General features: G+C 43.2%; 13 protein-coding genes. 3 read left to right on the top strand and 10 right to left on the bottom strand.

The annotated features are described in order from the left end of the window. Positions 1–1104, top strand: coding sequence for a D-TA family PLP-dependent enzyme (locus AC1DCV_RS10065; protein ID WP_477023073.1), 1104 nt, complete (start codon positions 1–3; stop codon positions 1102–1104). Between the two features lie 119 nt (positions 1105–1223). Here the strand turns inward: AC1DCV_RS10065 and AC1DCV_RS10060 are convergent, their stop codons facing one another. The 8 genes from AC1DCV_RS10060 to AC1DCV_RS10025 form a co-directional block, all read right to left on the bottom strand. Further along, positions 1224–1625: a hypothetical protein gene (locus AC1DCV_RS10060; RefSeq protein WP_477023072.1), complete on the bottom strand. Its 402-nt coding sequence runs from the start codon at positions 1623–1625 to the stop codon at positions 1224–1226. Between the two features lie 53 nt (positions 1626–1678). Beyond that, entirely contained in the window at positions 1679–2404 is a 726-nt protein-coding gene (locus AC1DCV_RS10055; RefSeq protein WP_477023071.1) for a hypothetical protein, read from the bottom strand. Positions 2405–2457: 53 nt separating this feature from the next. Further along, complete coding sequence (locus AC1DCV_RS10050; protein WP_477023070.1) at positions 2458–3081, bottom strand: rhomboid family intramembrane serine protease; 624 nt, start codon at positions 3079–3081, stop codon at positions 2458–2460. 35 nt (positions 3082–3116) lie between these two features. Beyond that, on the bottom strand, positions 3117–3992 hold the full coding sequence (locus AC1DCV_RS10045; protein ID WP_477023069.1) for a hypothetical protein: 876 nt from the start codon (positions 3990–3992) through the stop codon (positions 3117–3119). Between the two features lie 153 nt (positions 3993–4145). Further along, the gene (gene rplI / locus AC1DCV_RS10040) at positions 4146–4592 is read right to left on the bottom strand and encodes a 50S ribosomal protein L9 (RefSeq protein ID WP_079469410.1); all 447 of its coding nucleotides are present in this window, start codon (positions 4590–4592) and stop codon (positions 4146–4148) included. A 6-nt stretch (positions 4593–4598) separates the two neighbouring features. Further along, a complete protein-coding gene (rpsR, locus tag AC1DCV_RS10035) occupies positions 4599–4871 on the bottom strand; it encodes a 30S ribosomal protein S18 (RefSeq protein WP_133806446.1) in 273 nt (90 codons plus the stop codon). Between the two features lie 4 nt (positions 4872–4875). After that, on the bottom strand, positions 4876–5226 hold the full coding sequence (rpsF, locus tag AC1DCV_RS10030) for a 30S ribosomal protein S6 (protein WP_245898643.1): 351 nt from the start codon (positions 5224–5226) through the stop codon (positions 4876–4878). A 202-nt stretch (positions 5227–5428) separates the two neighbouring features. Then, positions 5429–8713 carry an Ig-like domain-containing protein gene (locus AC1DCV_RS10025; protein ID WP_477023068.1) on the bottom strand — a complete coding sequence of 1095 codons (3285 nt, stop codon included), beginning with the start codon at positions 8711–8713 and terminating at the stop codon, positions 5429–5431. Positions 8714–9053: 340 nt separating this feature from the next. Here AC1DCV_RS10025 and htpG point away from each other — a divergent pair, with 340 nt between their 5' ends. Then, the gene (htpG, locus tag AC1DCV_RS10020) at positions 9054–10883 is read left to right on the top strand and encodes a molecular chaperone HtpG (protein WP_477023067.1); all 1830 of its coding nucleotides are present in this window, start codon (positions 9054–9056) and stop codon (positions 10881–10883) included. A gap of 168 nt (positions 10884–11051) precedes the next feature. Further along, a complete protein-coding gene (locus AC1DCV_RS10015) occupies positions 11052–11849 on the top strand; it encodes a carboxylesterase family protein (RefSeq protein ID WP_477023066.1) in 798 nt (265 codons plus the stop codon). Between the two features lie 70 nt (positions 11850–11919). Here the strand turns inward: AC1DCV_RS10015 and recJ are convergent, their stop codons facing one another. Both recJ and AC1DCV_RS10005 read right to left on the bottom strand, forming a co-directional pair. Next, positions 11920–13629: a single-stranded-DNA-specific exonuclease RecJ gene (gene recJ / locus AC1DCV_RS10010; protein ID WP_477023065.1), complete on the bottom strand. Its 1710-nt coding sequence runs from the start codon at positions 13627–13629 to the stop codon at positions 11920–11922. Positions 13630–13692: 63 nt separating this feature from the next. Then, on the bottom strand, positions 13693–14658 hold the full coding sequence (locus AC1DCV_RS10005) for a polyprenyl synthetase family protein (RefSeq protein WP_133806442.1): 966 nt from the start codon (positions 14656–14658) through the stop codon (positions 13693–13695). Positions 14659–14662 lie beyond the last annotated feature (4 nt).

The raw sequence follows: 14662 nt of genomic DNA, 5'->3' as shown, positions 1-14662 counted from the left end.
ATGGAATGGTATCAGCTTACAAACGCCGCGCAAGTTGACTCTCCGGCTGTTGTTGTTTATAAAGATAGGGTAGCAGAGAATATTGCGTTGCTAAAAACGATGATCGATGATATACAACGGTTACGCCCACACGTAAAAACAAATAAAATTGCGGAAGTGGCTCAACTGATGCAGGAAGCGGGCATACAGCGTTTTAAATGTGCCACCATAGCAGAAGCAGAAATGCTGGGAATGATAAATGCTTCAGATGTATTACTGGCGTATCAGCCGGTAGGGCCAAAGATTGTACGTTTGCTGGAACTGGTACAGAAATATCCTCAAACATCTTTTTCGTGTATTACGGATAATCCGGATGCAGCACTGGCGATCAGCGGTATATTTGCCGCACAGGGACGCCGTTTACCGGTATATATGGATTTGAATATAGGAATGAACCGCACGGGTATCAAACCTGGAGCAGCAGCACTGGAGCTATATAAGTACCTGCATACTTTACCGGGAATAACACCGGTAGGGCTACATGCCTATGATGGTCATATTCATGATACGGATATGGATATACGGAAAGAGAAATGTGATACTGCCTATGCACCGGTAGCTGCACTGGCGGAGCAGATAGTTGCCAGTGGCCTTCCGCAGCCGGTTATTATTGCCGGAGGCAGTCCTACTTTTCCGGTGCATGCAAAAAGAAAAGATATTCAATGCAGCCCGGGTACTTTTATTTTCTGGGATTGGGGATATGGCAGAAACTTGCCGGAGCAAGTATTTAAATGGGCCGCGCTGGTGATCAGCCGGGTAATTTCTGTCATCGATGAAACGCATATTTGCCTGGACCTGGGGCATAAATCGGTGGCGGCTGAAAGCCCGCAGCCAAGGGTACATTTCCTCAATGCACCGGCAGCAGAACCAGTATCGCAAAGTGAAGAACACCTGGTACTCAAAGTCACAGATGCTGCATTATATCCGGTAGGCACTGTGTTTTATGGCGTACCACTGCATATTTGTCCTACGGTAGCTTTATACGAAAAGGCCTATGTGGCGGAAGGAAATACGGTTACAGCCAACTGGAGGATTGTAGCCCGCGACAGACAAATTATTGTTTAAGCAGCGAAAAACAAAAGACATAAAGTAAAAAGCTATTGAAGCGAATGATTAGAGCGGAACAATATCCACTTTATTCATTCGCTTCAATAGCTTTTTACTTTATGTCTTTTGCTTTTCGCTCAGTAGTACAAGTTTGACAAAACATTTGTTTCATCATATGACTTTGGTTTCAAACCAAGGTACTCTGTGTACTGTGTGAGGGTAAGCAATGGTTTTAATTTTGATTGCAGGCCATTTTGCATGCTGTTCATCTTGGTAGTATATGCTTTCAGATTACTTTGTTGCAACGGTTGAATAGCTATTTTTTGTTTTAAATAGCCCGTTACAATATTGAGTAATTTCGGCTTTTGTACAGCCGTTAGCTGCAGCGATTTATCCAGCTTACTTACAATGGAACTGGCCGTGCCATCTATATTCATCGTGGGTGCCTGAAACAGCGTATTGACGGGTATATTCGTAGCAAATGCTGTATAGGAAAAGGTGAATGCCAGCAATAATCCAGAGATGATCAGTTTTTTCATGTATAGCGTGGATTTGATTTTGGTGATTGCTATTTAAATATACTAAATAGTCTCTATTGCATCACCATTTTTACGTACTGTATTTGCGTATTTCCTTCTTCATCGATGGTAATATATTCGGACAGTATTGTTTTGTTATTAATCCATTGCACCATACCGGGACCCCAGTCAGTCAGGCTCACTTCTCCCACAGGTTTGATATCATTATTATTGACGGAATACAATTGAAATCCATTTGGATCAAAGGCAGCCACAAGGTCCATAGAGGAGGTGATGATATATTTTTTGTCGGGCGAAATTGCAGGAGCAGACCAGGTCATCATGGAGTCTCCGTTTAATGCATTCACCAGTTCAAAAGCACTGCCTTCATAATAGGTAACAAAAAATCCTTTTCTTTTAATAACGGGATAATTGGCGGCATAGGTGTATCCGATATAGTCTTCTCCTTCGCTGCTATTGTTGGCCATCACTCTTTGCTTGCCATTTTGCAGTTGAATGGTGAGCCGGGTACCTTCCCGTTTTACGAGGGTATCTTTTGCCAGCACATCTGTTTCGTTGGAATCTACCGGAGGGAGAGGATATTTGTCAAAATCTTTTTTCTCAATAAAGTAGACAAAAAATGTTTTATTCCCCATCTGAAGAGTATCGTCAGGGACATTATGAATGGCTGGTGGTGTAGAGTCGTTGGCTGCGGTAGTAGTATTGCCTGCCTGTTTATTTTTGCAGCCAACTACCAATATAGTGGCAGCACATAGCAGGAACCATAACTTATTCATCATCTTTTGTCGCATTTAAGTGTACAAATGTAAGTATTTAGACTTTGTGAGGATGCTTAGACGGATAGTCTTTCTCCATCTGCTTTTGTTAAAGTGAAGAAGAAAAGATACCCGATAAGGGTGCCACTCAGAAAGCCAGCCAGGTGTGCCGCGTTATCCACTCCTTGCGAGATAACCGCAGCTATTACGTTTAATACTATAAATAAGCCTATATAAGCCAGGAAAGCCTTACGTGTTTCCCGATGAAAGAGAGATGTTGTCAACAATGCCAGAAACACCCCGTAAATGCCAAAAATAGCTCCGGATGCACCTACTCCCACTGCACTTTTATGAAACCAGATACTGACATAGTCGGATAAAAGACCGGTAATGATATAAGCTCCACTATACCGGAGACTACGTAATACGGGCTCCAGGAAAAAACCGCCAATGAACAATCCCAGCATATTGGTAAAAAGGTGCCATAATCCGGCATGCAAAAACATACTGCTTAATAATCGCCAATACTCCTGATGATGGATGGTCAAAGGCCAGTAGTTGGCACCGCAGTGCAACAGTTGTGTACCATTTCCCCACCATATATCCATTCCTGTCAGGATGGTAAACAGGAATATTCCCACATTTATACCAATCAGCAGCAGTGTAACCGGCATTATTTTAAGTCGGTCTGTGATTTTCATCTCCTAAAAGTTAATGAAAAAACACCAATAACGCTTTACTCGTAGCGATATTCCATTATGAACTCGGTATCTATATCCTGTTTGGTGAAACCTTCACTGTGCAGGTGTACCCATGCTCCGGTGGGATATCCGTTACCATTGTAATTATAAGTGTATTGAACAACTGTGGAACGTTCATACTCCTGGAAATGTTGCTGATAAATGGATTTTTCCTTTTCTGTAATCTTCACCAGGGAAGGATTATTGGTACTCAAATGTAGAAAGGCATTGTTAAGGTCTCCCATTGGGCTCAGATGAATAACCGGTGCTACCGCATGGCTGATGAGCAACTGGTTTAAAATCGAATGCATAGGATTAATAGAATCATCCCACTCATAGTGGGCGGTTCGCAAAGTAATCAGGGTATCTTTTTGCTTACCGGCAAAGGTATCAATGCAGATATCTTTCCGTTCAGGATTTCCCTTTTTGTAGCTCCAGCTGATGGCCTGTGTGGAATCAGAATATTTCATTACTTCCGGCAGGCCTTTTTTCCAGCGGATACTGGCAGAACGTAAAGGACGCTCCTGGGCATCGAAATATTGTATGGCAGTTACATTGCCTTCTTCATCCCAGGCGGTTACCTTGGCGCGTTCCTGTACTTTGTTGGTGTTGGTATCCCGGCTGGATAATGTCATTCCGGTAATGCGATGGGAACTATCGTAAAAGAAAGTGCTGACGTTGGTATCATTCAACTGTTCATGATGCACCAGTTCCTGCAGATTGCCTGCAGCATCATAGTGAAAAGTATATTGGGGGATGCTGTCGCCACGGATACCAATAGTCGTCAGGCGGGGAACGGCTGCCTTGTATTTATTGGTACTACAGGCTGAAACAGCGATAACGATAAATAAACAGTAGATAACATTTTTCATACTCATGGCGGAATAAGGGTATGAAAATACTAATAAGATTTGAGTTTTCCGGTGGTTGATTGGCTAACGGAACAGATATGCGATCATGCGGACACAAAAAAAATCCCGGACTGAATCAGCCCGGGAAGTTTCTTTTTCCAACAAGTTGGAATATTACTCAGCTACTACTTCAAATTCCAGTTCGGTTTCGTTGCCTTTACCGAAATCGAGGCGAGCTTTGTATGTACCCAGTTCTTTAACGTCATCCAGGATGTGGATGCGGCGACGGTCGATTTCATAACCTTTCTGTTCTTTAATTGCACGTGCAATCTGAACACCAGTTACGCTACCGAATATTTTACCGGAAGTACCGGTTTTAGCGCCAATTTTAACAGGAGAAGCTTTCAGAACTTCCACTACTTTCGCAATTTCAGCCAGCAGTTTCTCTTCTTTCACTTTCTGCACCTTCAGGCGTTCCTGCAGTTGCTTCATGTTAGAAGGGCTTGCTTCCACTGCAAATTTCTGAGGAATCAGAAAATTCCTGGCGTAACCATTTTTTACGCTAACCAGTTCATTCTTCTGACCCAGGTTATCTACGTCTTGTATTAAGATAATTTGCATAACTTCTTACTTTAAAAGGTCAGTAACATAAGGCAATAAAGCCATTTGACGAGCTTTCTTAATAGCCTGGGCTACTTTACGCTGAAATTTCAGGGAGTTACCCGTAATACGACGTGGCAACATTTTGCCTTGATCGTTCAAAAATTTCTTCAAAAACTCCGCGTCTTTGTAATCTACGTACCTGATGCCCAACTTCTTGAAACGGCAGTATTTCTTCTGACGTTTCTCGGTTTTTACGGCCGTTAAGTACTTGATTTCTTGTTTCGGTTTAACTGCCATAGTTTTAAGCTTCAGTGGTTTTAGATTCAGCATTTACGCCATGTCTTTTGCGGCCGTTGTAAGTAACAGCGTGCTTATCCAGCGCAGTAACCATGTGACGTAATACATTTTCATCGCGATTCAGCTGGATTTTCAGCTTCTCATTGAGGTCGGATGGCGCATTGTATTCCAGAACAACATACATTCCTGTAGTTTTCTTCCGGATAGGATACGCCAGTGATCTTAATCCCCAGGGATTTTCGTGCGTGATTTCTCCGCCGTTATCTTTAATGATATCAGCGAATTTCTTCTGGGCGGCTTTGTAGTCGTCCTCGGAAAGCACAGGGGTAAAGATCACCATCAATTCGTAGTTCATAATTCCCTGTTTTAAATGGTTTAATTAAAAAATTAGGACCGCAAAGATACTGAACTATTCCTTATTTCCACGCGATTGGCCCGTTATTCCCTAAATATCTTGCGATGTATGTGTATTTTATTGATAGTCAAATGAATAGGATATAAAAAGCCGCCCCGGTGGCCCAGGGCGGCATCTCGTTTGCATGGTTTTTTCAAAAAGATCAGTGGTTAACGAGAATCTTGCTAACCTGCACCTGTTCATCCGACTGTACCCGCAGGAAATAAATGCCCGTTGGCAACTGTCCTATATCAATAGTTTTATAATTTTTGCCCTTCATCAACTCTATACGGCTCTGGTAACGGACACGCCCCTGCACATCTATCAACTCCACATTTGCCGGTCCACCACGCGGCCAGTCAATCCAATACTGCAATTGGCGGCCAAATATACACCACAATAACTTCCATAAAAGATCCCTATCAGTCATGAAAATCAATTTTACCGGGCTGTACCGGATACTGCTATCCAGGCCCACTATTTTTAACCGGTACTGAGAAAACCCGAACCAGGGCTTCTCATCATAGGCAATATAGGCCGATGCTTCCCGGGTAGTGCCATGAGCAGCAATCGTATCAACGGCCTCATAAGTCTGATAATTCCTGGAACGCTCTACCACAAAGTATTTACTGTTGATTTCATACGGCGTATGCCAGCTCACCAATACTTTGCTGCCATCGCCTTTGGCGTCAAAACCAGTGACAGGCAAAGGATTCGCCAATACCGGCAAGCTATAACGACTCATTACCGGGTAATGATCCGTAGTAGTGCTGCCATAACTGCTCACCAGTTTCTCTACCTGCCTTTGAATACTTGCTGAGCCTGCCAGGTACGCCACACCGACCTCATTGGAAGCAATGACATTGTCAATAACTGAAGGGTAGCTGATGGTAGATCGCTGCCCGGACAAACTTAGCGGCAACGTCAGCGGCCGGTAGTCAATGCTGTCATTCATGAAGTCGATGTAAGATGTGGTGCTATCCGGTAATAACTCCGTAGTGATGGTTTTAGACAAGTCATCATTAAAATCTCCCAACATAATAATATTACTATAGGGGTATTGCAGATCCAGGGTGTCTTTTAATTCCTTCAAGCCATCCTTACGTCGATGCCAGGAAGTAATTTTTTCCGGCTTGGTACCAGTATTGGCTTTGGCATGTAATAATACAAACTGTATCCGCGCCGAATCATTGTCCAGTTTGGCGGTGGCTTCCATCAGATAAGGGAAACGTCCTGAGGACCAGTTATAATAAGCATTGCTGCTGCCGCCTTTTCTCAGTATGCCGTAGGTCCGGATTTTCCTGATCACAGCCGTTTTATATACAAAAGCCAGCTTCTGTGCACTCACATAATCCACATCTGTTAAACTGTCGGCGTAAGATCCAAAATCTGATAATACATAACTATAACCCGGCAGCTGGGCTACTACTGCCCGGAAGCGCGCGGTGTCCACCACTTCTGCCAATGCAAATATGTCTGCATCCAGCTTTTTAAGTACGGTGGTTACATTCACCTGCTGCAGACTATCATTCGCGGGATTCTGTGCAGGACTGCCAAACCATTCAATATTCCAGTTAACTACTTTTAAAGAGCGCAGCGAAGTACCTGATAATGTAATGTGATGGTCGGAGAAGGCTGTACTGCTAAAGTTAAGTGTACCGTTGTAAGGTTGCCCGGTGGCTGCAGGAGCAAACTGTACATATACGTCCTGCGGACCAGCATTCATGTCTGCCAGTGTAAAGGTTACCTGGTTGCTGAAGGTGCTGTTGTTGCGTGATACTTTGAAACCCGCAGGAGCGCTGATATTCAGGTCACTGGTAAAATCATTGGCCCAGAAATGAATGCTTTGTGCTTCCGATGTTTGTCCGGATTTCACATAATCGAAATCAAGCGTAGCGGGGCTACTGTTCAGGGTAGGCGCTGGTGCGGCAGTGGTATCTGTAAGTACAAAATCGTCTATCGTCCAGCGTGCTGCCTGTACCGATGGACCTGAAGTATACACAAAAGCAATGTACACACTGTCTTGTTTGAATGGCGTAAGATTTATACCGGAAGATAATTTCCATGCATCACTGCCGGCATCAGGAAAGCGGCCATTGATGGTCGTCCAGGTGGCCAGCCGCGGATCGCCATTACCAGTATAGTTGGTAGATACACGGAGGCTAAGGGATGGACCAGCAAAGGCAGTACGACTGCTGAATTGTAACAGTGGAAAATGTAAACTTGTCAGATCAAAGGCCGGAGAAATCAGCCAGTCTTCATTCTCAACCGGACCTCCGCTATAACCATTGATCTGTATGCCATTGCTGTTATTTTGACCAAAAGTGGTGCAGCCCCATAGTTGTGCGCCGCTTACACTGTACTGGGTAAAACCTCCGCTAAGGACACTGTTGCCACTGGGTGTACAGTCGTTAAAGGAATAGCTGAGTTCCTGACTGCCGGTGGCAAAGCCCCATTGCGTGCTGTCGCTGATGCCTGCAAACGCATTGCCTGACAGGTCTTTTATCAGACCGCTATCTGCTGTAATATAATAATGCCGGTTAGGTTGCAGTATTTTTTTAATAGTGAGAACATTATTACTAATAATTACCGCAACATTATTTATAGCCAAACTGTCTGTTGTACCCGTGTTACTGTTGTGCAGGAAAATGAATCCACTACCTGCCTGTATATTTTCACTGAAGGTAATCTGGGGAGATGTTACCGGAGATACCCCCACCGCAGCATTGGCCGGAACCAGGTTGCTGATAACAGGTGAGGTAGTATCACTGCCAGATCCGTTTGCCAGTATATTATCAATGGCAAATCCAGGTCTGGAGCCAGCTCCGCTGATCTGTCGGTTTACCCAGCGTAACTGCACCAGCGCCTGGTTGTTACAGGCGGGGGGTAACAGCACTGATTTATTGACAGCATGCTGTGGTAGGGTAACACCCGATCCGGTTTGTGTAATAGTGTCGTTCTGATAAGCTGTTTCTCCGATATTGATAAAACTACCGGTATCGCCTATACGATATTGTACAATCACTTCATTTACACGTGTGTTTGAATTGCCATCGTAAGGATTCCTGATAGTCATTACATCGTAGCTCAGTTGTACATTTTGCTGCCCGCCGGTGTTGACAGAAAGTACCAGTGCATTATCCGCACTACCGCTGTTTAAGAATCCAAGTTTACCGGTGTAGTTGTATACACCATTAGCAGTGGATGATGCGCTGCCATTGGCTATCAGTGGTTTGTCACCAGAAGGTGCTGCGGTGTTAAAATTGCCGGAAGGTGCGCCTGTTAACAACCATCCCTGCCATCCGTCCGGGTAGGTAGTGGCAGAAGAAGGAAGGGCGTCAAAATCCTGTTGATATGGCAATGGCCTTGCCCCTGGATTAGTTTGCCCAACCACGGTGTTACAAATAAGAATACCAATAAATAATAAAGAGAATAGAGGTTTTTCCATAGTATGTTTTTAGAAAAGGGGTAATCAGATTTCGGTATCTTAAATCTACGGAATTCATACCATCCTTCATATGATTTTTTTGTTAATAGTTAAGATCCTTAACTATATCATATTGTTATATGAATGCTATGCTTGCGTAGGTTCAGTAACAAATAGGAGAACGGGAAAATAGTAGTCCTCATTTCTGATAAAATTTTGTGCGGGCAAGTATAGGTTCTGTATATTCACAGTCTGCTGTATTTATATTTTATATTTTTTTAATTTGTGTCTTGTCATCTTGTCAGTATAACCCTGCTGGCACACACTTTGAAAAATGTTCACGAAAAAAATCAGATAACCAATGCAAAAAGGTGCAATACGTGTTCAAACAGAGAACATATTCCCAATTATTAAGAAGTTCCTGTATTCCGATCATGAAATTTTTATCCGCGAGCTGGTAAGCAATGCCGTGGATGCTACCCAGAAATTAAAGACCTTAGCCAGTGTAGGGGAGTTTAAAGGAGATCTGGGCGACATTGCGATTGATGTAAGAGTAGATAAGGAGAAAAAGACGATTACCATTGCAGATCATGGTATAGGTATGACTGCAGAAGAAGTGGATAAATATATTAACCAGGTGGCATTTTCAGGCGCGGAAGAGTTCCTGAAGAAGTACAAAGGGCAAGAGAATGGTACTAATATCATCGGACATTTTGGTCTTGGTTTTTATTCTTCTTTCATGGTGAGCAGCAAAGTGGAAATCTTCTCCAAATCCTGGAAAGAGGATGCCACAGCGGTTCGCTGGGAATGCGATGGCAGCCCGGAATATGAACTGGAAGAAACCAGCAAAGCTGACAGGGGTACTGAAATCGTGATGTATATCAACGAAGAAAGTGAAGAATTCCTGGAAGATGGCCGCATCCGTTCTATCCTGGAGAAGTTCTGTAAGTTCCTGCCCGTTCCGGTTACTTTTGAAGGTACACAGATTAACAATACCAGCCCTGCATGGACTAAGAAACCAAGTGAACTGACCACAGAAGATTACCAGAATTTTTACAAGGAATTATATCCATACGCAGAAGCACCGTTATTCTGGATTCATCTGAATGTGGATTATCCTTTTAATCTTACTGGTATCCTGTACTTCCCGAAAATTAACAAGAGCTACGAGATGCAGAAAGATAAGATCAATCTGTACTCCAACCAGGTATATGTAACGGATGAAGTAAAGGACATTGTTCCTGAATTCCTGATGTTGCTGCATGGTGTGATCGATAGCCCGGATATTCCGCTGAACGTGAGTCGCAGCTACCTGCAGGGAGATCCGAATGTAAAGAAAATCAACGCACATATCACTAAGAAGGTAGCGGATAAACTGGATGAAATTTTCCGTAATGACCGTGCTTCTTTTGAAGATAAATGGGATTCCATTGGTCTTTTTGTGAAATACGGTATGATGACCGATGACAAGTTCATGGACAAAGCCAACAAATTCCTGATAATGGAAGATGTAGCCGGTGGTAAATTTTATACCCAGGAAGAATACCGTACTGCAGCGGCAGCACTGCAAACCAATAAGGAGCAGAAGCTGGTGGTACTCTATGCTACTAACCCGGTACAGCAGGACAGCTATGTACAGGCAGCAAAAAATAAGGGCTTCCTCGTAGTGAAGATGGAAACCATGGTAGATGCCGCTTTCATCAACAATATGGAAATGAAGTGGGATAATGTTTCTTTCACCCGCGTGGACGCAGATATTGCAGATAACCTGATAGATAAAGACGAGAACACCACCACTGTATTATCGCAGGAGCAGGAAGGTACACTGAAAGAATTGTTTGGTGCGCAGGTTACCCAACCTAACATCAAAGTAGAAATGAAAGGTTTGAGTACTGATGCACAACCAGTTATTGTTACCCGTCCGGAATTGATGCGCCGTATGAAAGACATGGCGGCTATGGGCGGTGGTGGAATGAGCTGGTATGTCAATATGCCTGACGAAATAAGTATGACGGTGAATGCGAATCACCCGGTATATACACAGATACTGAAGGAAAGTGATAATACATTGCAACAGAAACAGATAAAGAATCTGGCGGATCTGGCACTATTATCGCAGAATTTATTAACAGGAGCGGATCTTACCGCATTTGTCAATAGAAGCGTGGAACTGATGGGAGAAAGAAAGTAAAAAGTAAGATAACTGCACAATAAAAAAAGTATTTCATTTCCTGTTTTTTTAGTTTTTATTTGCAGCAACCCCTGAAACTGCAGATAGTATTAAATAAAGCAGGAGAAAAATATTGTAAAACCTATCCCCTGGCATATTGCCGGGGGATTTTTAGTTTATAGTAGTTATATGAAAAAAAGAGCAATTAAGATTTTAAGCCATGTCTTTGTGTTGAGTACGCTCGCACTTTTTTCCTGTTCGAAAACAGAAACCACACAACCAGTTGCAACAAATCCACCGGTAACAACCACACCTGTAACGCCACCACCGGCAGGGGACACTTTTCCCCAGCAAACGGCCGGTATCACCGTACAAAAAATCGACACAAAGGGTGGGAATATCAGCAACTATCTGCTATATATTCCAAGTACTTATAACAGCGAGAAAAGCCATAAGTGGCCGGTTGTCATCTTCCTGCACGGGGTTGGAGAAATGGGGAATGATATTAATGTGCTGAGAAATGTAGGCCTGGTAAAGGTCGTGAATGGAAAGCCTTTTGTGATGATTGCACCACAATGTTTAAGTGGCTGGTGGAATCCACAATATCTTGATGTGCTCTACAAAGAAGTACTGGCTAAGTATCACGTGGATCCCAACCGGATTTATCTGACAGGTTTAAGTATGGGCGGATATGGAACATGGGATTGGAGTTCTGCTCATCCTGAAAAATTTGCCGCTATTATTCCAATTTCCGGAGGTGGGGATGTAAATCGTATGCCGGCGTTGAAAACAATGCCTATATGGGTTTTCCATTCAGCAGATGATCCAACTGTAAATGTGGAGAATTCGCGGACGCTGGTGAAAGCCCTGAAAGCAATTGGAGGAAATGTGCAGTATACAGAGTATCCTAACGGCGGCCATGATGCCTGGACACGCACCTACGCCAATGCCGATGTATATACCTGGTTGTTAAAGCAGCATAAATAATCGGTTGATTTTTATTCAGATATTTTGCCTCAGGAGGGGGACTCACCGGAACAAAATATCTGAATAAAAATCAATTATTTCCGATTCTGATATCAATTACTTTTAGTTGGAGAGAGGTTTGACCGTTCCATTCATTTTCATCCAGCGAAAATACCATGTCAAAAGGTTTTTTGCCAGCCATTACAGGGAATTTTTCCGCCATATAAAAGCCAATCCCGGACATGGTGGGGCCATATCTCCCCTGTTTTACAGAAAATTTAATGTGCTCATCTTTTACAATCTTGGAATAACCGTTGTCTACAAGATTTCTGGCCAGGAAAACAGGGCGCAGATTTTCTGGTCCCAAGGGTTCAAATTGTTTAAGAATATTAAAAAACGCCGGCGTGATGTCGGAGAAATGAATTTCTGAATCAATCACTATTTCCGGCACCAGTTGATCCGGGTGTATGGTCCTGGCCACTACTTCTTCAAAACGTTCCTGGAAGGCTTTTACATTTTCTGTTTTGAGGGTCATCCCTGCAGCATAAAAATGTCCGCCATAGTTTTCCAGCAAATCTTTACACTGGTGAATGGCTTCATATACGTTAAAGCCCATAACAGAGCGTGCGGACCCTGCTACCTTATCGTTTGATTGTGTGAGAATAATTGTGGGGCGATAGTAATATTTATCAATCAACCTGGACGCAACAATTCCTACTACTCCCTTATGCCAGTGGGCCTGGTACAGGACAGTTGATTTTCTGTTGGCAATGTCCACATCATTTTGCAGGAGCAAAATTGCTTCCTGGGTAATGTTGCTGTCAATTTCTTTTCTGTCGAAATTATCTGCGTGTAATACGGCAGCAATAGCGGCTGCTTTTTCCACATCATTTTCTATAAAAAGGTTGACCGCCTTCCGGGCATCATCCATTCTGCCGGCCGCATTTACACGCGGGGCAATCACGAATACCAGGTTGGCAATGGTTAACTTTTCTTTTAACGCACTGAGGGTAATCAGCGCTTTGATGCCTGGCAGCGGATCTTCATTTACTTTTATGAGACCATGAAAAGCCAGTATCCGGTTCTCTCCGGTCATGGGAACAATATCTGCCGCAATGCTGGTGGCTACCAGATCGAGGAATTTATTGGCCTCGGCAGATGGTAATCCTCTTTTTTGAGCAAAAGCACAGATCAGCTTATAACCGATACCACACCCGCTTAACTCTTTGTAAGGATAGGGACAGTCTGCCTGTTTCGGATTCAGAATGGCTACTGCCGGAGGTAATATAGCATCGGGAAGGTGATGGTCACAGATAATGAAGTCTATTCCCCATTCTTTCGCCACTGTAATATGTTCTATAGATTTAATACCACAGTCCAGGGCTATAATCAGGCTGAAATCATTGTCCCGGGCATATTCAATGCCCTGCATGGAGATACCGTAGCCCTCACGGTAGCGGTGCGGGATATAAAATTCAATATTGCTGTAGAGTTTCTGTAGAAAAGCGTACACAGTAGCTACTGCCGTAGTACCATCTACATCATAATCTCCGTAAATCAGTATTTTTTCATGTTGGAAGAAAGCCAGTTCTATACGTGAAATGGCTTTATCCATATCTTTCATCTTCCATGGATCATGGAGATCTTCAAGCGTAGGGCGAAAAAATTGCCGGGCAGCCTCAAAGTTGGTTACACTACGTTGTACTAATAACCGGCATAGCAACGGGTGTATACGCAATGATGACTGTAGTAACTGTTCCTGATTTGGTTGATATGCCTTTACTGTCCAGCGTTTTTGCATTATTTTATTTTAAAGGCTTAAGCTATCCGCTTCTTCCGCATATTACATTATTTTTTATTCTTTCTAAAATGTTCTGTCAGTTGTAAATCTAACAAGAGATTCCAGTCCGTTTCTGACAGCATTTTCAGGGAACTTATTTAAAATGGTAAGGGCTTCATCGCGGTATTCAAACATTTTTTGCCTGGTGTAATCAATCCCTCCGGATGCTTTTACGAGGCGGATGACTTCTTCTACGCGGTCTTTATCGGTATTATGATTTTTTACTATGTTAATAATTTTTCTCCTGGTTTCTGTGGAGGCATGTTCCAGGGTATAGATGAGTGGAAGGGTCATTTTTTTCTCGCGGATATCAATACCGGTAGGTTTACCGATTTTAGCGGAACCATAATCGAACAGGTCATCCTTTATTTGAAAGGCGACACCTACTTTCTCTCCGAAAAGGCGCATTTGTTCCGTGGTATGTTCATCATTGCTGCTGCTCCATGCGCCTGCAGCGCAGGCTGAGGCCAGTAATGAGGCCGTTTTGCGACGGATGATCTCGAAATAAATGTCTTCCTTGATATTCAGTTTACGGGTTTTTTCAATTTGCAGTAATTCCCCCTCACTCATTTCTTTCACCGCTTCAGATAATATCTGTAAAGTTCGGAAGTCATTGTTATTAAGGGATAGCAGCAGGCCTTTGGACAGCAGATAGTCGCCGACCAGTACAGCTATTTTATTTTTCCATAAAGCGTTGATAGAAAAGAGACCCCGGCGTTCGTTGGCGTCATCCACCACGTCATCATGCACCAGTGTCGCAGTATGTAGTAATTCTACCAGTGCTGCTGCACGGTAGGTACTCTCCTGGATATTGTCGCTGAAAAGTTTTGCTGATAATAAAACAAACATGGGCCTGATCTGCTTTCCCTTGCGCTTCACAATGTAATGCATGATCCTGTCCAGCAATGGCACATGACTTTTTACTGAATCTGCGAACTTACTTTCAAAATCCTGTAATTCTTTACCTATCAGGTGTTTAATATCATCCATGTAT

This window comes from Chitinophaga sp. 10T418 (assembly GCF_056394125.1).
This window is presented reverse-complemented; position numbering and strand designations above follow the sequence as displayed.

What these genes read in the sequence shown, in the direction of transcription:
- AC1DCV_RS10045 (WP_477023069.1), bottom strand. Translation starts at nt 3,992, where the DNA reads ATGAAAAATGTTATCTACTGTTTATTTATCGTTATCGCTGTTTCAGCC.
- AC1DCV_RS10060 (WP_477023072.1), bottom strand. Translation starts at nt 1,625, where the DNA reads ATGAAAAAACTGATCATCTCTGGATTATTGCTGGCATTCACCTTTTCC.
- rpsF (WP_245898643.1), bottom strand. Translation starts at nt 5,226, where the DNA reads ATGAACTACGAATTGATGGTGATCTTTACCCCTGTGCTTTCCGAGGAC.
- recJ (WP_477023065.1), bottom strand. Translation starts at nt 13,629, where the DNA reads ATGCAAAAACGCTGGACAGTAAAGGCATATCAACCAAATCAGGAACAG.
- AC1DCV_RS10065 (WP_477023073.1), top strand. Translation starts at nt 1, where the DNA reads ATGGAATGGTATCAGCTTACAAACGCCGCGCAAGTTGACTCTCCGGCT.
- rplI (WP_079469410.1), bottom strand. Translation starts at nt 4,592, where the DNA reads ATGCAAATTATCTTAATACAAGACGTAGATAACCTGGGTCAGAAGAAT.
- AC1DCV_RS10005 (WP_133806442.1), bottom strand. Translation starts at nt 14,658, where the DNA reads ATGGATGATATTAAACACCTGATAGGTAAAGAATTACAGGATTTTGAA.
- AC1DCV_RS10025 (WP_477023068.1), bottom strand. Translation starts at nt 8,713, where the DNA reads ATGGAAAAACCTCTATTCTCTTTATTATTTATTGGTATTCTTATTTGT.
- AC1DCV_RS10015 (WP_477023066.1), top strand. Translation starts at nt 11,052, where the DNA reads ATGAAAAAAAGAGCAATTAAGATTTTAAGCCATGTCTTTGTGTTGAGT.
- rpsR (WP_133806446.1), bottom strand. Translation starts at nt 4,871, where the DNA reads ATGGCAGTTAAACCGAAACAAGAAATCAAGTACTTAACGGCCGTAAAA.
- AC1DCV_RS10050 (WP_477023070.1), bottom strand. Translation starts at nt 3,081, where the DNA reads ATGAAAATCACAGACCGACTTAAAATAATGCCGGTTACACTGCTGCTG.
- htpG (WP_477023067.1), top strand. Translation starts at nt 9,054, where the DNA reads ATGCAAAAAGGTGCAATACGTGTTCAAACAGAGAACATATTCCCAATT.
- AC1DCV_RS10055 (WP_477023071.1), bottom strand. Translation starts at nt 2,404, where the DNA reads ATGATGAATAAGTTATGGTTCCTGCTATGTGCTGCCACTATATTGGTA.